Annotated in this window: 13 protein-coding genes; 3 read left to right on the forward strand and 10 right to left on the reverse strand. The window is 72.1% G+C overall.

All coding sequences use genetic code 11. The annotated features are described in order from the left end of the window. Positions 1-25: 25 nt before the first annotated feature. Together ACF1B9_RS00625 and ACF1B9_RS00630 are read right to left on the reverse strand one after the other, a co-directional pair. Positions 26-514: a GNAT family N-acetyltransferase gene (locus ACF1B9_RS00625; protein ID WP_391742129.1), complete on the reverse strand. Its 489-nt coding sequence runs from the start codon at positions 512-514 to the stop codon at positions 26-28. A gap of 169 nt (positions 515-683) precedes the next feature. Next, on the reverse strand, positions 684-1,775 hold the full coding sequence (locus tag ACF1B9_RS00630; protein ID WP_391742294.1) for a DUF2330 domain-containing protein: 1,092 nt from the start codon (positions 1,773-1,775) through the stop codon (positions 684-686). Between the two features lie 394 nt (positions 1,776-2,169). Between ACF1B9_RS00630 and ACF1B9_RS00635 the strand changes: the two genes are divergently transcribed. Beyond that, entirely contained in the window at positions 2,170-4,155 is a 1,986-nt protein-coding gene (locus tag ACF1B9_RS00635; RefSeq protein WP_391742293.1) for a bifunctional glycosyltransferase 87/phosphatase PAP2 family protein, read from the forward strand. A 148-nt stretch (positions 4,156-4,303) separates the two neighbouring features. Here the strand turns inward: ACF1B9_RS00635 and ACF1B9_RS00640 are convergent, their stop codons facing one another. Next, positions 4,304-5,323 (reverse strand): AEC family transporter, encoded by a 1,020-nt coding sequence (locus ACF1B9_RS00640; protein WP_391742128.1) that lies wholly within the window; start codon positions 5,321-5,323, stop codon positions 4,304-4,306. A gap of 133 nt (positions 5,324-5,456) precedes the next feature. After that, a complete protein-coding gene (locus ACF1B9_RS00645) occupies positions 5,457-6,734 on the reverse strand; it encodes a cytochrome P450 (RefSeq protein WP_391742127.1) in 1,278 nt (425 codons plus the stop codon). Between the two features lie 281 nt (positions 6,735-7,015). On the opposite strand from ACF1B9_RS00645, the gene ACF1B9_RS00650 reads away from it, so the two are divergent. Further along, positions 7,016-8,185, forward strand: a complete 1,170-nt coding sequence (locus ACF1B9_RS00650; protein ID WP_376273357.1) for a steroid 3-ketoacyl-CoA thiolase — start codon at positions 7,016-7,018, stop codon at positions 8,183-8,185. 255 nt (positions 8,186-8,440) lie between these two features. Further along, positions 8,441-9,724 carry an alpha/beta hydrolase gene (locus ACF1B9_RS00655; protein WP_391742126.1) on the forward strand — a complete coding sequence of 428 codons (1,284 nt, stop codon included), beginning with the start codon at positions 8,441-8,443 and terminating at the stop codon, positions 9,722-9,724. Positions 9,725-9,801: 77 nt separating this feature from the next. Here the strand turns inward: ACF1B9_RS00655 and ACF1B9_RS00660 are convergent, their stop codons facing one another. From ACF1B9_RS00660 to ACF1B9_RS00685, 6 genes are all read right to left on the reverse strand, one after another. Beyond that, the gene (locus ACF1B9_RS00660) at positions 9,802-10,413 is read right to left on the reverse strand and encodes a hypothetical protein (RefSeq protein ID WP_391742124.1); all 612 of its coding nucleotides are present in this window, start codon (positions 10,411-10,413) and stop codon (positions 9,802-9,804) included. 422 nt (positions 10,414-10,835) lie between these two features. Next, complete coding sequence (locus tag ACF1B9_RS00665; RefSeq protein WP_391742123.1) at positions 10,836-11,687, reverse strand: ECF transporter S component; 852 nt, start codon at positions 11,685-11,687, stop codon at positions 10,836-10,838. Then, entirely contained in the window at positions 11,684-13,408 is a 1,725-nt protein-coding gene (locus tag ACF1B9_RS00670) for an ABC transporter ATP-binding protein (protein ID WP_391742122.1), read from the reverse strand. The genes ACF1B9_RS00665 and ACF1B9_RS00670 overlap by 4 nt, the downstream gene beginning before the upstream one ends. Further along, entirely contained in the window at positions 13,405-14,580 is a 1,176-nt protein-coding gene (locus tag ACF1B9_RS00675) for an energy-coupling factor transporter transmembrane component T (RefSeq protein ID WP_391742121.1), read from the reverse strand. The genes ACF1B9_RS00670 and ACF1B9_RS00675 overlap by 4 nt, the downstream gene beginning before the upstream one ends. Then, the gene (locus ACF1B9_RS00680; RefSeq protein ID WP_391742120.1) at positions 14,577-15,263 is read right to left on the reverse strand and encodes an SCO2322 family protein; all 687 of its coding nucleotides are present in this window, start codon (positions 15,261-15,263) and stop codon (positions 14,577-14,579) included. Before ACF1B9_RS00680 ends, ACF1B9_RS00675 begins: the two co-directional genes overlap by 4 nt. After that, positions 15,260-16,534 carry a prenyltransferase/squalene oxidase repeat-containing protein gene (locus tag ACF1B9_RS00685; protein WP_391742119.1) on the reverse strand — a complete coding sequence of 425 codons (1,275 nt, stop codon included), beginning with the start codon at positions 16,532-16,534 and terminating at the stop codon, positions 15,260-15,262. The genes ACF1B9_RS00680 and ACF1B9_RS00685 overlap by 4 nt, the downstream gene beginning before the upstream one ends. Between the last annotated feature and the right edge of the window lie 29 nt (positions 16,535-16,563).

Below are 16,563 nucleotides of genomic sequence, written 5' to 3' on the forward strand. Positions count from 1 at the left end.
CGACCTGCGTGGCCTGCGCGAGCCGCTACGGCTGGAGCCGGAGGTCCTTAGCGAACCAGTGCTCCGCGTACTGGCGCCGGTGGAACGCCGGGACCTCCCGATAGCCGTGCTTGGCGTAGAGCCCCCGTGCCTCGACGAGGTCGTTGCGGGTGTCGAGCCTGACCGTGCGCACGCCGAAGCCGCGCGCCGCGCTCTCGACGGCCGCCAGGAGCAGTCCGCCACCGCCCGTGCCGCGGAACTCCGGGCGCACGAACACCCGGGTCAGCTCCGCGATGTCCGCGTCCACCACCAGCAGTCCGGCGCAGGCCGCGGGCTTCCCGCCGAACCGGCCGACGACGAACTGTCCGGTGGGCGGGACGAGCCGGTCGGCGCCGTCGTCGGTGAGCCCCTCGTCGATCTCCTCGGCGGTCGCGGGCCGCTCCCAGTAGCGGCTGGCGACCTCGTCGTAGTAGTCACGCCGCAGCAGTGCGGCGTCGGGGGAGTCGAAGGGTTCGGGGGCCGTGGTCCAGGTCATGGCGGTCATTGTGACGCGGGTGGGGACACGGGATCGAACGGATAAGCGGGATGAGGGCCACAGGGAGATACGGGCCGCAGGCGCCGGAGGCGAGCGGCTCGACGGCGGGGTGGATCGGTGGAGGCGGCGTTTCACCCCACGTGCAAGCGTTCGGATGGCGCGCGGGCACTCACCCCAGCGGCGGCGGAACCACGACCGGAGGCGGAGGCGACACCGGCCGCCGCCGTCGGGCCCGCAGCACCAGCAGCGCCGCCCCGGCCGCCACCAGTACGGCCCCGAGCAGCGACAGCACCCAGACGGGGAGGCCGCCCACGGTCAGCAGCCTGTCCGTGTACACCATGGTCCGGTACGGGGTGTCGGCCCCGGTCGCGCGCAGTTCGTGGTCGCCGCCGATCCGTTCCGGGTGCGGGAACGACTGCTCGATCGCGGTGAGGAACACCGGCTCGCCACCCGTCACCGCCTCCAGCGCCCCGGTGTCACCCCCTGCCGACCGGGGGTCGATCCTGCCCGCGTACGTCACCTGCGGCGCATCGCCGCCGATCGCGCCGCGCGGCTCCATCCGGTGCGCGGCCAGGACGTACAGGCCCAGCCGCTGCGGCGTCGAGGCGAGCTTCGAGAGCCGCATCGGGTACACCAGCCGGTCGCTGGCGAAGCGCAGCCGCAGCGGATCGAGGTCGCCGACGAGCGGGCTCTTCCCGTCCCGGGGGGCCAGGCGGATCGCGACGTACTCCCACTTCTGGTCGACATAGGGCGTGAGCGCCGTCGCCAGCCGGTCGGGCAGCTCGAAGCCGTAGTCCTCCAGCCACTTCTGCAGCGCCTCGGGGTCGGTCGCGGCCAGCCGTGCCACATCGAACGGGCCGAGCCGTTCCCGGCCGACCACCTGGACCGGCGGGGCGCCCGCCGAAGGTCCGCCCACCCGGGCACCGTCGCCCGAACCGGCGAACGGCCAGTCGCCGGAGCGCGGCCAGAAGTAGTGCCTGGTCGCCCGAACCGGCGCCGTCAGGGTGGCCAGCTCGGAGAAGAGCGACGGATCACCGAGCTCCACGCTCGCCCGGTGCGGAACCGGCATGATCCAGGCCGCCTCGGGGGCGTCCCCGCGCACCGTGAGCCGCATGACGATCTGCTCGGTACGGCCGTCCCAGTCCACCACTGATGTCTCCCGGTCGACCGAGACCTGCGTCGTCCTGCTCGGGACCATCGCCCCGCAGCCGCACGCGTACGCCGGGCTGATCAGTGATCCCAGCTGCAGCGACACCAGCATCAGCACCAGCGACAGCGCACGCGCCGCCCATGAGCGCCCCTCGTCCCCGGCGCTCCGCTTCCCGTCCGCGCACCGCATGTCCTGTCTTCCTCCCCCGTGATCGACGAACACGGGGGAGGACGTGGGAACCACCGGCCCGGTTCCGGCCCGGTTCCGGCCCGGTCGCCCGACCGGTATGCCCTTGCGGACTCTCTTTCGGAAAAAGGAGGGCGACAGTCAGGCGAAGAGGGGGTGGATTGTGTCTACTTCATTGCGCAATGCGAAGGTTTCACAGCACGCCCGGATCGAAGGACGGGTACCGAAACGGCGGGAGGGTCGGCGCAGCGTGGCGAATGCGGAGCACAGTGTGAGCGGAGACGCGGCGGCGGGGGCGAGGATCAGGGCTGCTCGGGCCCTGCTCTGGATTGTTGTGGCCGCACTGGCCGTACGGCAGATGGCGGTGGTGCTGCGGCAGCCGCCGGGCGAGCGGCTCACCGACCTGGAGACCTGGATCGGTGAGAACGGTGTCCTGCATGTCACGGGCTCGCTGTACGACACCGACCGGTTCACCGGCACGCCGTTCGCCGGGTTGGTGCTGAAGCCACTGACCAGGGCGGCGGAACAGAGCCTCGGCGTCGCCTGGACCTTCGGTTCGCTGCTGCTCGTCGCCGCCCTGGGCATCATCGCGGCCCGCGCGCTGCCGGGCCCGGTCACCCGCCGCACCGCTCTGCTGGCCGCCCCTGTCGCGATCAGCCTGCTGATGCTCTCCCTGCCGGTCCGCAACGCCTTCCACCTGGGGCAGACCAGCATCCTGCCGGTCCTGCTGGTGCTGCTGGCCTGTTTCACGGTGCGCGGAGAACGCGCCTCTGGTCTGTTGATCGGCCTCGCGGCCGCACTCCAGCCGACCGTGCTGCTCTTCGCGATCCTGTTCTGGCTCACCGGCCGGAGACGGGCGGCCGTGACCGGCGGCGCCGCGTTCGCCGCCTGCACCGCGCTGGCCTGGGCGGCGATGCCGCACGACTCGTGGACCTACTGGGTGCACCATGTCGCGGGCGCCGGGCTCGGCGACGACCCTGACAGCCTCGCCAACCAGTCCCTGCACGGCGCGCTGCTCCGCTTCGGACTGGCGGGACCGATCGAGATCGTGCTGTTCGTGGTGCTCGCCGCCGCCGTCTGCTGTCTCGGACTACGCCGCGCCGTACGGTACGCGCACGACGGGCAGTTGCTCCTCGCCGTCGCCGTGACCGGCTGCGCCGCCGTCGCCGTCTCTCCGACCGCCTGGCCGCACCAGCTGCTGTGGCTGCTGCTCGCCGTGGTCGGCCGGGTCGGCAAGCGGGCCTCCGACCGGCTGATGTGGCCGGCGGTCGTGGTGCTCGTGATCACGCTGCCGGCACAGATGCTGCTGCCGGACATGGCGGTGCTCTTCCCCGTACGCGACAACGCCCTGCTGCTCGCGGCGCTCGGTGCGGCCTGTGCCGCACCGTTCCTGTCGCGCACCTCGCCGTACTGGCAGCGGCCGGTGCCCGCAGACCACGCCGTCCCGGCCCCGGCCCGCTGGAGCCGCGTCCCCCTGCTGCCCCTCTGGCGGCGGGTGCTCAGCCGCCCCAACCTGCTGCTGGAACTGCTGCTGATCAGGGTCGTGTACTCCGCGTACGCGGAGGTCAGGCTCGCGGCGACGGCCGGCCGCGGCACCGCCGAACACCACGGCCGCCAGATCCACTCCCTGGAGCAGTGGCTCCACATCGACATCGAGCACTGGGCCAACCACGCGGTCGTCGAGGTCGTGTGGCTGAGGGACTTCTTCGACTTCTACTACTCGACGTTCCACTTCATCGTGCCGCTGACGGTCCTCGGCGTGCTGTACGTACGGCGTCCCGCGGACTACCGCTGGGTCCGCAGCTCCATCGGCTTCGCCACGCTCCTCGCGCTGGTCGGCTTCTGGCTCTACCCGCTGGCCCCTCCACGGCTGATGCCGGGGCTCGGATTCATCGACACGGTCCATGGCGTCCAGGACTTCGCGAAGCCGGACTACGGAACGCTGACCTCGATGACGAACCAGTATGCGGCGATGCCCTCGCTGCATTTCGGCTGGTCGCTCTGGTGCGGAGTGGTCGTCGTCATGCTGGCCCCGAAGGCGTGGATGAAGGCGCTCGGGGTGCTGCACCCGCTGTTCACGGTCTCCGCGATCGTGGCCACGGCCAATCACTGGGTGCTGGACGCGGTGGGCGGCGCGGTCGTCGTCGCGCTCGGCTTCGGACTGACCTACATGCTGTCAGGGCCCCGGAAACTGCGGCCGCCGACCGTGCCGGCGGCGGCAAAACCCCTGGACGACCTGGCGGTTCCGGCTCCGCGTCCGGCCGCGAGACCGACCGGCGACGCGGTGGGCGGCAAACGCAGGTGACCGTGTCCGGGAGGAGTGCCGTCCGGGGACGGAACCCCGAGGTGCCGAAGGGGTGCGGGGGACGAACTCGTCGTCCCCCGGCCCCTTCGGCATGGATCGTCGCTCGACCAGCATCCGTCCATCCGCTCCGGTCCGCCACTCGAACGGCTCAGGGGGCCGCCCCCAGGGCCCAGGTGGCGAGGGACAGCGTGGCCATGGACACCACGGTCGAGGCCACCACCGAGTTGCGGGCCACTCGGGTGTCCAGGCCGTACTGCTGGGCGTAGATGAAGGCGTTCTGAGCAGTCGGCAGCGCCGAGCAGAGCACGACGGCCAGCAGCTGATGGTCCGGCAGGCGCAGCAGCGGCCCGCCGACGACGAACGCGGTCAGGGGCTGGGCCAGCGTCTTGAGGGCAACCGCCACCACGACCTCCGCGCGCCGCGTGCGCACCGCACGCCCCGCACGCCCCGCTCCTTCTTCGCCCGCACCGCCCTTCGCGGGTTCCGTCGCCGGACCGTCGGTCGTAGGACGGCCGTTCAGGGAGAGGCCCAGCGTGATCAGGGCCGTCGGCACCGCGGCGGCACCGAGCAGGTCGCAGGAGTGGGCGAGGGCGTGCGGCAGCCGGAGTCCGAGCGCGGAGACGACGACACCCAGCAGCGAGGCCATGATGACCGGGTTGCGGACCGGCATGGTCAGCATCCGCCGGAACACGACGCCCTTCCGGGTACCCGTCCCCGGCCCCAGCCCCGTGCCCGCGTCCAGCAGCGTCAGGATCACGGGAGAGACCAACAGCACCTGGAACAGGATGATCTGGGCGACGAACGACGCGTCACCGAGCACCTGGACCGCCACCGGGATGCCGAGATTGGCGGAATTGACGTAGCCGGCCGCCATGCTGCCGATCGCCCGGTCGGCCGTGCCCCGGCCGAAGAACCGGCCGGCCGCCACGAAGCCGAGACCGCAGACCAGCGTCGTACCCGCCGCGAAGGCCAGCATCGAGGAGTTGGCGAAGTCGGCAGGCCGCGCCCCGGAAACCATTCCGAACAGGGCCGCGGGCATGGCCACATGGAAGACGAACCGGCCGAGCACCGCTTCCGCCTGGACACCGAGGAGGCCGCCGCGGCCCGCCGCGCAGCCGATGGCGGTGAGGATCCAGATGGGGGCGAAGGCAGAGAGCAGAGCGTGCATTCCCGCCATGATCCACGCGCCGATGTGCTCATTCCGCACGGGGGTTCGGGCGGGGTCGGGGCTGCCGGTACGGGCGGCGGGGGCCGGGGCGTGAGGGAGACGGCCCCCGCCGTCCGAAGCCGGTGCAGGGCCGTCAGTCCACGGCGGTGGTGAGGTCGGCACCGTGTGCGGCGGTGCTGACCTGCAGCTGCTTGATCCCGTTGAGCCAGGCCGAGCGCAGCCGCCGCGGGTCGCCGACCAGTCGCAGGTCCGGCAGCACGTCGGCGATCGCGTTGAAGATCAGGTTGATCTCCATCACCGCGAGGGACTTGCCGAGGCAGAAGTGCGGACCGCCGCCGCCGAAGCCGAGGTGGGGGTTGGGATCGCGGGAGATGTCGAAGGTTTCCGGGTTCTCGAAGACCTCGGGGTCGTTGTTGGCCGAGGAGTAGAACAGTCCGACCCTGTCGCCCTTCTTGATGTGCTGCCCGCCGAGTTCGAGGTCCTGGGTGGCGGTCCGCTGGAAGGAGACCACGGGAGTGGCCCAGCGGACGATCTCCTCGGCGGTGGTCTCCGGCCGCTCGCGCTTGTACAGCTCCCACTCATCGGGGTGGGTGAGGAAGGCGTGCATGCCGTGGCTGATGGCGTTACGGGTGGTCTCGTTCCCGGCGACGGCGAGCAGGATCACGAAGAAGCCGAACTCGTCGGAGGAGAGATTTCCCTGTCCCTCCGCGGCGACCAGCTGGGAGACGATGTCCTTGGCCGGACACTCCTTGCGGGCGGCCGCCAGGTTCATCGAGTACGAGACGATCTCCATGGCCGCCTCGGTGCCGACCTCCTCGGTGATCGCGTACTCGGGATCGTCGTACGCGGCCATCTTGTTGGACCAGTCGAAGATCTTGGACCGGTCCTCCTGCGGTACGCCGATGAGCTCGGCGATGGCCTGGAGCGGCAGTTCGACGGCGATGTCGGTGACGAAGTCGAACGAACCGTCGTCGTCGGCGGAGGCGAGAGCCGTCTCGACGATCGAGCGGGCGCGGCTGCGGAGGGCCTGCTCCAGGGAGCGGATCGCCCGGGGTGTGAAGCCCCGCTGGACGATCTGGCGAACCCGGGTGTGCTCGGGCGGGTCCATGTTCAGCATGATCAGCTTCTGGACGTCGATCTGGTCGCGGCTGATCGACTCGTTGAAGCGGATGACCGCCGTATTGGTGTGCGAGGAGAACAGTTCGGGGTGGGTGGAGACGTACTTGACGTCCGCGTGCCGGGTGACGACCCAGTAGCCCTCGTCGTCGAAACCGGAGATACCGGCCGGCTGGGTGCACCACCAGACCGGCGCGGTCTGCCGCATCTGTGCGAACTCCGGGTGCGGAATGCGGGCTTGGAGCAGGTCGGGGTCGGTGAAGTCGAACCCTTCGGGCAGATGGGGGCAGGGCATCGGCAACTCCAGGTCGGTCCGAGAGCCGCCCGAACGATGCCTGACGACCCATCAGAAGTTGCCCGAAACGTAGTAACGAGTTCTACAACTGGCAAGAGGGGTGGCCCGATCTGTTGCGTGAAGAGTGGGTGAGGCAGGTATGAAGCGGGCGCAAGGTGTGTGCAAGGCCCTTGCGTACCCGGGGTAAGGCTCATAAGACTGCTCGAAGAACTAGAACGCGTACTAGTTCCCTCCGCGGGCGCCGGGACGCCCCTGCGGAAGGGCGAGGAGAGGACGAGCTCATGGCCGCGGAACCCGTCATCGTCGAAGCCGTACGCACCCCCATCGGCAAGCGCGGAGGCGCGCTCGCCAATCTGCATCCCGCCTATCTGCTGGGCGAGACCTACCGGGAACTCCTCGGTCGTACCGGCATCCACGCCGACTGCGTCGAACAGATCGTCGGCGGTACGGTCACCCACGCCGGCGAACAGTCCATGAATCCGGCCCGCAACGCCTGGCTCACCGTGGGCCTTCCGTACGAGACCGCCGCCACCACCGTGGACTGCCAGTGCGGCTCCTCGCAGCAGGCCTCGCACATGGTCGCCAACATGGTCGCGGCCGGAGTGATCGACATCGGCATCAGCTGTGGTGTCGAGGCCATGTCGCGGGTGCCGCTGGGCAGCGGCTCCAAGCACGGACCGGGAAAGCCCTGGCCCGACGAGTGGAACGTCGACCTGCCCAACCAGTTCGAGGCGGCCGAGCGCATCGCCCGCAACCGCGGCCTGACCCGGGAGAACGTCGACTCGCTCGGGCTGATCTCGCAGGAGCGGGCGGCCGTCGCCTGGGCCGAGGAGCGTTTCAAACGGGAGACGTACGCGGTCCAGGTGCCGACCACCGAGGAGGAGCAGGCGGCCGGTGAGGGGATGTGGCGTCTGGTCGACCGGGACGAGGGGCTGCGGGACACCACGATGGAGGGCCTCGGCCGGCTCAAGCCGGTCATGCCCACCGCGATCCACACCGCGGGCAACTCCTCCCAGATATCCGACGGAGCCTGCGCGATCATGTGGGCGTCCAAGCGGATGGCACGCGCGCTCAAGCTCAAGCCGCGCGCCCGGATCGTCGCCCAGGCGCTCGTCGGTTCCGACCCGCACTTCCACCTCGACGGACCGATCGACGCGACCCGCGCGGTGCTCGGCAAGGCCGGGATGTCACTCAAGGACATCGACATCGTCGAGATCAACGAGGCCTTCGCCTCGGTGGTGCTGAGCTGGACCCAGGTCTTCGGGCAGGACCTCGAAAAGGTCAATGTCAACGGCGGGGCCATCGCGCTCGGCCACCCGGTGGGCGCCACCGGTGCCCGTCTGATCACCACGGCGTTGCACGAACTGGAGCGCCGGGACAAGGAGTTCGCGCTGATCACCATGTGCGCGGGTGGCGCGCTGGCGACGGGCACCATCATCCAGCGGCTCTGACGTCGAGCCGGCGGGCAGGATGCGGCGGCTCCGGCACCGCACCGATGGGGAAGACCGTTTTGCCAAGGTCACCCATGCGGCCCCAGAACTTCCGTTCCCACTGGGTGAACCCACCGGCAGAACCCACTCCAGCACACTTCAGCTCAGCAGACCGACAGCAGCTCACACCCCCTGGCCGGGGTGTCGTCAGGTGTACCTCCGGTCGGGGGCCCAGGCCGATACCCGTGCCACGCCCGGCTGCATAGCGTCTTGGGCATGGAAAAGAACAGCGCTACGAACCAGTCGACTTGGAGCAAGCGACGCCGCACCGCCCGCCGTGGACCGGCCGCCGCCACCGTGGTGGTCCTGGCCGCACTCGGCACCGTGCCCGCCGTCGCCCAACAGCCCGTCGGTGCGGCCGAGTCCTCCCACACGCTCGCAGCGCGAGACAGAGGGGACCTCCTGTCCCTCACCCCCGTGGCCGACCTCGGCCGCGCCGACGTGGCCCGTTTCCTCGCCTCCGGGGGGATGGCGACCGACACCGTCCGCCACGGCCTGCGGGCCTACCGCCTCACCTACCGCACCGTCACCCCGCAGGGCGCCCCCACGACCGCCACCGGACTCCTCGTCCTTCCCAAGGGCGGCCCGCACCGACTGGACCTGGTCTCCGACACCCACGGCACGATGGCCCACCGCGACTACGCGCCCTCCGTCGGCGAGGACTTCGGCCGCTTCGCCCCCTATCTCCACGCCTCGGCGGGCCGTGCCGTCGCCGCCCCCGACTACCTCGGACTCGGCAAGGGGCCGGGCCGCCACCCGTACATGGACACCAAGTCCTCCGTCACCGCCTCCGTCGACATGCTGCGGGCCTCCCGCACCGCCGCGCAGCGGCTGAACCGCCCGCTCACCGGCGATGTGTACGCGAGCGGCTTCTCCCAGGGCGGCCAGGTCGCGATGGCCCTGGGCAGAGCCCTCGACAACGGCGCCGACCGGCACTTCAGGCTCCGCGCCCTCGCCCCGGTCTCGGGGCCGTACGACATCGAGCACGCCGAGATGCCCGCCCTGTTCGACGGCCGGGTCAACGACATCAGCGGCATCTTCTACATGACGTACTTCCTCACCGCGCAGAACGGGCTCCACCCGCTCTACAAGGACCCCTCCGAAGCGTTCCGGGAGCCGTACGCGGGAATCGTCGACGACCTGTTCGACACCAACCACGTCGAGGAGCAGATCATCCCGGCGCTGCCCGGCACTCTGAAGGAACTGCTCACCGACGACTACTACCGGCAGGTCCAGCACCCCACCGGTGCCCTGCTGGCCGCGGTGCGCGCCCAGGACGGCAACTGCGCCTGGAAGCCGGACGTGCCCGTGCGTCTGTACTCCTCGTCGGGCGACACCGATGTGCCGATCGCCAACGCCCGCAACTGCGCGGCCGACCTGGCGGAGCACGGTGTCAGGGCCCGGGTGGTCGACCAGGGGGCGACCGGCCACAACGCCACGTACATGAAGTCGGGGCCCCAGATCGTGCGCTGGTTCGACACGGTCGCCGCGCGGCACTGAACCCGGCCCCGGCGGGGCGGATCCGGCCGGCGGCCCGGCCGGATCCACGCCGTGGGGCGGCGGGCGGAGACGCCCGCTCAGTACGGCACGTGGGTGGGGAAGGTGGCCGTGGGGCTGAACAGGGTCGCGTACCCGTCCTCGTGGCGGCGGTGCCGCCCGGACCGGCTCACCTCGGCGACCGGGGCCGCGAGCGTGAGCAGCCCGTCGTTGGCGAGTTCCTGTACGCGCATCAGCAGCGCCCGTACCTCCAGTCCGAGTTCGGCGGCGACCGTCTGCAGGTCGAGGCCGGACTCCCAGCTCCACAGCAGCACGGAGTCCATGCTGGGCGACCAGAACACCGTGTTCTCCACCTCGACGGGCGCTGCCGCGGCAGGGGCGGGGGCGGGCGGTGCCATGTCCGGCGGCGGGACGACCATCTCCTCACGTGGGTGCGGAAACGGGATCTCGGGTACGGCGGGGGGTTCGTCCTTCGGCTCCGGCGCCGCCTGCGGGGGCCGCCTGAGGAGCTCCTCGGCGAGGGAGCGCGCGTCGGTGCGGCCCACCGTGCGACGTGCTAATCGCACCTCGCGTTCGTTGAGGCCCATCAAGTCCGCGATCGAGCCGTCGTCGCCGACCGTGACGGCGAATGCCGCGAGTGTCCTGCTGCGCTCGGCCTGCGCCTCGTCCAGCAACGCCTGTGCCTGACGCATGCGTTCGTCGCTGGCGCAGAAAGCTTCCGCCAGGACGGTGTTCCGATCCCAGAATTCACGAGGTTCCACGTAGGTGACAACGCTCCGGCGGCCGTCTGGAACGGACGGCCGAGCAAAATGCGCCTAGATGGACCAACGAGTAATTAAGCTCGCCAAGTTATATGAACTTGAACATTTGTCAAGTCTTGAAGGTTTTTACGGCGTGGCGAAGGCCCCGACCGGTGGTCGGGACCCTGGTGCGGGCTCAGGAGCCACCGGCTCAGTACCGGTGGTTGGCCTCGTTACCCGGAGCCGAAGGGCCCGCACCGTCCGGACCACCCCGAAGGGCTCCTGAGCAGGTCGGAGCGGATGCGGGACGGTGTCCACCGCGGCGGCGCGGCTGCTCCCCGGCATCGTGGAGGACCAACGCCCTGTGGGAGTCCTCACTCACCGGAGGCGTCGAATGTGACCCGGGCCTCGAAGGCGGCCCGGCGCGTGGCCCGGCGCAGCGCCTTCAGCAGCGTCGGGCCGATGGTGAGGGTCAGCACCACGGTGAGTACGGCCCGGCCCAGGTCCCAGCCGAGCGAGGTCGCCGTGCAGTACGCGAGGAAGCGGACCAGGTTCTGCGACAGTGGGTCACCCGCGTGGAACGAGATCCCCGAACCGAGACCGGGCACGATCGTCCAGCCGTACAGGTTCATCACCGTGCCGTACGCGAACGCCGCCACGAACCCGTACAGCGCGAGCATCAGCGGCTCGGCCCGCCCGCGCAGCCGGTCCGGCCCCGGCAGCAGGCCCGCGCCCATCGTGAACCAGCCCATCGACAGCATCTGGAACGGCATCCACGGCCCCACTCCACCGGTGAGCAGCGCGGACGCGAACATCGTCACCGAGCCGAGCACGAAGCCGAAGCCGGGCCCGAGCACCCGGCCGCTCAGGACCATCAGGAAGAACATCGGCTCCAGCCCCGCCGTGCCCGCGCCCAGTGGACGCAGCGCGGCGCCGACCGCCGCCAGCACCCCCAGCATGGCCACCGCCTTCGCGTCGAGACCGGAGTCCGCGATCATCGCGACGACCACGCCGACCAGCAGCGGCAGCAGCGCGGCGAACAGCCACGGCGCGTCCTGGGAGTGCGCCAGACCGGAGCCCGCGCCGGCCAGCAGCGGCCAGCCGAACGCGACCACGCCGATCGCGCTGATGAGGACGAGCGCGGCGATCGCGCGCGGCCCCAGACGTATCGGCCGTACCGGGCGCCGGTCCGTGGTGCGGCCCTTCCCGCCGGCTTTTCCGCTCATGCCCCGGCTCCCAGTGCGCGACGCACCTGTGTCACGGTCAGCCACTCCTGCGGGGCGAGGATCTTCGCGGTCTGCGGGGCGAACGCCGGGGAGGAGACCACCACCTGCCGGGTCTCCCCGTCCGCGACGATCTCCCCGTCGGCGAGTATCACCACGCGGTGCGCCAGCTCGGCGGCGAGCTCCACATCGTGCGTGGCCAGGACGATCGCGTGGCCCTCGGCCGCGAGCGCGCGCAGAACCGTGACCAGCCGGGCCTTCGCCGCGTAGTCCAGGCCACGGGTCGGCTCGTCCAGGAGCAGGAGTGGAGGCCTCGCGGTGAGCACGACGGCCAGGGCGAGCGCGAGCCGCTGGCCCTCGGAGAGATCACGGGGGTGGGTGTCGTCCGGTACACCGGGCAGCAGCTCGGAGACCAGGGCCCGGCAGCTGCCCGCCGCGGCGCCCGCGTCGGCGTCGGCCGCGGCGCACTCGGCGGCGACCGTGTCCGCGTACAGCAGATCGCGCGGCTCCTGCGGTACGAGCCCGACCCGGCGCACCATCTCGCGCGGCTGCGTGCGGTGCGGGATCCGGCCGCCGACGAGGACGGTGCCGGTGGTGGGCTCGACCATGCCCACGAGCGTGGCCAGCAGAGTGGATTTGCCCGCACCGTTGCGGCCCATCAGAGCGACCGTCTCGCCGGGGGCGACGGTGAGCGTCACCCCGCGCAGCGCCTCGACGCGCCCACGCCGTACACCGAGCCGCTCGACCCGGGCCGGGGTGTCGCCCACGGGACCGGGAGCGGCGGTGGTGGTCCGGGCGCCGCGGCCCAGCAGCCGGGCGAGGGCGCCGCGCCGCGCCGGTGCCGGGACGGCGGGCAGCGGGGCCACGACGGCCCCGGCCGGTCCGGACGGCGCGGCGGGCGGCCGTGCCGACGCCAGCCGCTCGCGCAGACCGGCCGCGCGGCGCCGGGCATCGCGGACCGAGAGCGGCAGCGGTTCCCAGCCCGCCAGCCGGCCCAGCGCGACGACCGGCGGGTGGACCGGGGAGACGGCCATGACGTCCGCGGGCGCGCCCATGACCGGTGCCGCGCCCGGTGACGGCAGCAGGACGACCTGGTCCGCGTACTGCACCACCCGCTCCAGCCGGTGCTCCGCCATCAGGACCGTCGTACCGAGGTCGTGCACCAGCCGCTGGAGCACGGCGAGGACCTCCTCGGCCGCCGCCGGGTCCAGGGCGGACGTCGGCTCGTCGAGGACCAGGACCTTCGGGTGCGGGGTGAGCACCGAGCCGATCGCGACCCGCTGCTGCTGGCCGCCGGAGAGCGTGGCGATCGGCCGGTCGCGCAGCCCGGCCAGACCCAGCAGGTCGAGGGTCTCCTCGACCCGACGCCGCATCACGTCGGGGGCCAGGCCCAGCGACTCCATCCCGTACGCCAGCTCGTCCTCGACCGTGTCGGTGACAAAGTGGGAGAGCGGGTCCTGACCCACCGTGCCCACCAGATCGGCGAGTTCGCGTGGTTTGTGGGTACGGGTATCGCGCCCGTCGACCGTGACCCGGCCGCTCAGCGTGCCGCCGGTGAAGTGCGGCACCAGACCGGAGACGGCACCCAGCAGCGTCGACTTGCCGACCCCGGACGGGCCGACGAGCAGCACCAACTCGCCCTCCGGGACGGTCAGATCGACCCCGGACAGGGTGGGGCGCGCGGTGCCCTCGTAGCGCACCGAGACGTGCTCGAACCGGATCACTGGCTCTCCTTGGAATGCGGCGCGCCCACCGGGGCCGGCACGGGCGCCACCACCGCGGGCAACAGCCCGATCAGCACCGCCGCCGCGGGCCACAGCGGAAGCACCGGCGCGGCCAGCGGTACGACGCCCGGCCGCAGTGCCTCCGCGTCGACACCGCCCGCCCAGACCATCGCCACGGCCACGGCGACCCCCGAACCCGCCACCAGCCAGGCCCGCCCACCCCACCGGTCGGGCCGGTAGCGGGTACGGACCGAGCGGGCCCCGCCGAGCCGCAGCCCGGCCATCGCGGCGACCAGCCCGGCGATCAGCAGCGGCAGTCCGTACACCGCGCCCTGCGCGGCCAGCAGCCCGTACGTGCCCGCGCACACCCCGAGCAGCCCGCCGAGCGTGAGGACGTTCGTGGTGTGCCGGACGGCGGGCGGAACCTGGGCCGTGCGCCCGTATCCGCGCGCGTCCATCGAGGCCGCCACCGCGACCGAGCGCTCCAACGCACCCTCCAGGACCGGCAGTCCGATCTGGAGGACCGCCTTGACGCCGCCGGTCGGACGGCCCCGCAGCCGCCGTGCGGTGCGCAGCCGCACCACATCGGCGACCATGTTCGGCGCGAACGTCATGGCGACGACGACGGCGACCCCCGCCTCGTACAGCGCACCCGGCAGCGACTTCAGCAGCCGGGCCGGGTTGGCGAGCGAGTTCGCCGCACCGAGACAGATCAGCAGGGTCGCCAGCTTCGCCCCGTCGTACAGCGCGAAGACCAACTGCTCGGCGGTGACCCGGCCACCGATCCTGACGCCCTTCGCCCAGTCGGGCAGCGGCACCTCGGGGAGCGTGAACACCGGATGCGTCCCGGGGATCGGTGAACCGAGAAGGACCGAGAAGACCAGCCGCACACCGACGACGAACAGCCCGATCCTGATGAACGCCCCGTACGAACGGGCCCACGGCGCGTCCGTACGGCGCGCCGCGACCACATAGCCCGCGACCCCCACCAGCAGCCCGAGCAGCAGTGGATTGGTGGTCCGGGACGCGGCGGTGGCGAGACCGAGCGCCCACAGCCACCAGGCCCCGGCGGGCAGGGCGTTGCTCCGGGTCGCCCCGGGGGCGCGCAGCGGCCGGCGCGGCCGGACGGTGCCGGTGGCGCCGGTCACCGCGCCGCTGGTCGGGGCGGTCATCCGCGGCGGCGGCGGGCCTGCACGACTGCGGCGATGCCGAGGAGGAGAACGGCGCCGACGCCGACGAGCACCCCGGCGGACGGCCCGCCGCCGGAGCCGCCCGAACCGGCGGAGGCGGCGGCGGGGACGGAGGCGCCCGGGGACACGGTCGCGGAAGGCGTGGCGTGCCCGTCGCCCGAGACCTGTTCGCCGCAGCCCGAGCCCGGATAGCCGGATATGGCACAGAGCAGCGCGTCGCTGCTGTAACGCAGCGGTTTGGCCACCGAGGCGAGTGCCTCGGCGGTGCTCGCGTCCGGGGTGACCCGCGCGCACGCGGTACGCGGCGCGGGCGGCGTCTCGCCGACCGGGGCGTCCGCCGCCGTGCCCGGGTCGATGACCAGCGCGACCCGCTTGGTGCCGTCCTGGGCCGGGGTGTCCGCGCAGATCTTCGCGAAGTCGGGGGAGCGGCGCGGCTTCGCCGAGTCCTGGGAGTCCTCGCTCACCGAGAACCGGAAGCCCTGCACCGTGCCGTCGTCCGGCCGGACCAGGGACGGGCCCTGGGTGGCGTACGTCCAGCCGGTGCTGGAGCTCTCCCAGAACGACCAGTACCGGTACCCGGCCGCCTGGGCCGTCCCCGCGCCGAGCACGGCCAGGACGGCAGCCAGGGCCACCAGCAGCGCGGTGGCCCTTCCCGCCCGCCTCACAGCTGCCGGTTCTTGCGCCGGCCGCTGATCAGGAAGGCCGCGGCCGCAGCGACGACGAGGCCGATGCCGATGAACCACCACACGCCGCCGATCACGTCGTCGCCGCTGTGCACCTGGTCCTTCTCCGTGGCCTCGTACCCGGTGTCGGCGGACGGGTCGGGCGTCGTGACGGCCGCGGGCGCGGGACCGGTCGCGTTCAGCCGGTCGACCAGGTTGACGCCGTTGAAGTCGCGGGCGTCGGAGCCGGTCGCGTGCGCGGCCAGGACCAGCTGGGCGTAGGCGGCGGGACCGTTCTGCTCGGCCCAGGGGCCCGAGTTCTTCTTCAGCCAGGCCACGGCCTTGGCGGCCTTGTCCTGGTGGCCCGCCGCGGACAGGGCGACGACCGCGTCCGCGGTGTTGCCGAAGTCGGGCTGCGGGGTGGTGTCGGAGGCGCCCGGCATCGGGGCCAGGTCGAGGTGGCCGCTCGTGGCGAGGGCGTTCGCGAGGTAGTGGGCGCCGTTCTGGGCGGCCTGCTCGGGCGTGAGACCGGACCCCGGGTGGCAGCTGGTCCCCTTGGTCGCGGCGTTGTTCCCGACGGCCAGGGCCTTGCCCATCGTGCCGAGCACGGCGGCGGCGGTGGCGTCCGCGTTGGCGGCGAGCTTGCCGGCCTTGTCGGGCTGGTAGGCGAAGGCGCCGCCGTCCTTGCCGCCGCACGGGATCGCGAGCGCGAGCAGCGGGGAGTAGGGGGTCTTGCCGTTCGGGGTGGTGATGTCCGCGAGCCGCTGGCCCTGCCGGGCGAGGGCGCCGATCACCAGCGAGGTGGAGTTGGCGTCGCTGGGCGCGCCGGCGGTGTAGCCCCAGCCGCCGTCCTCGTTCTGTACGGACTTCAGCCAGCGGACCGAGTTGTTCACGGTGTCCCGGTGCCCGCCCACCTCGACGAACGCCTGGACGGCGGCCGCGGTGGCATTGGTGTCCAGCACCGTCTTCCCGGTGCAGGGCCGGGAGACGTCGGGCCGGTACGCGGCGTAGGCGCCGTTGCCGCACTGCTGGGCGATCAGCCAGTCCACCGACTCCGTCGCGGGCGTGACGCCCTCCAGCCGCTGGGCGAGGAAGGCCAGCGACTGCCGCCAGACACCGTCGTAGGTCGGGTCCTTCGTGCCGTACAGCCCGGACGGCAGGGCAGCGGACGGCGAGGGGGAAGGGGACGGCGCCGCCACCGCGACCGGGGCAGCGGCCGCACAGAGCACGGTGGCGATGGCGGCGAGCGATGCCGCGCTGCGGCGTACGGTCATGGCGGGCGGGGCCTCTCCTGCGGGGAACC

It is taken from the genome of Streptomyces sp. NPDC014727 (genome assembly GCF_043083485.1).
Lineage (GTDB): Bacteria > Actinomycetota > Actinomycetes > Streptomycetales > Streptomycetaceae > Streptomyces.

What these genes read in the sequence shown, in the direction of transcription:
- ACF1B9_RS00630 (WP_391742294.1), bottom strand. Translation starts at nt 1,775, where the DNA reads ATGCTGGTGTCGCTGCAGCTGGGATCACTGATCAGCCCGGCGTACGCG.
- ACF1B9_RS00625 (WP_391742129.1), bottom strand. Translation starts at nt 514, where the DNA reads ATGACCTGGACCACGGCCCCCGAACCCTTCGACTCCCCCGACGCCGCA.
- ACF1B9_RS00655 (WP_391742126.1), top strand. Translation starts at nt 8,441, where the DNA reads ATGGAAAAGAACAGCGCTACGAACCAGTCGACTTGGAGCAAGCGACGC.
- ACF1B9_RS00650 (WP_376273357.1), top strand. Translation starts at nt 7,016, where the DNA reads ATGGCCGCGGAACCCGTCATCGTCGAAGCCGTACGCACCCCCATCGGC.
- ACF1B9_RS00665 (WP_391742123.1), bottom strand. Translation starts at nt 11,687, where the DNA reads ATGAGCGGAAAAGCCGGCGGGAAGGGCCGCACCACGGACCGGCGCCCG.
- ACF1B9_RS00645 (WP_391742127.1), bottom strand. Translation starts at nt 6,734, where the DNA reads ATGCCCTGCCCCCATCTGCCCGAAGGGTTCGACTTCACCGACCCCGAC.
- ACF1B9_RS00660 (WP_391742124.1), bottom strand. Translation starts at nt 10,413, where the DNA reads ATGCGTCAGGCACAGGCGTTGCTGGACGAGGCGCAGGCCGAGCGCAGC.
- ACF1B9_RS00640 (WP_391742128.1), bottom strand. Translation starts at nt 5,323, where the DNA reads ATGCACGCTCTGCTCTCTGCCTTCGCCCCCATCTGGATCCTCACCGCC.
- ACF1B9_RS00685 (WP_391742119.1), bottom strand. Translation starts at nt 16,534, where the DNA reads ATGACCGTACGCCGCAGCGCGGCATCGCTCGCCGCCATCGCCACCGTG.
- ACF1B9_RS00675 (WP_391742121.1), bottom strand. Translation starts at nt 14,580, where the DNA reads ATGACCGCCCCGACCAGCGGCGCGGTGACCGGCGCCACCGGCACCGTC.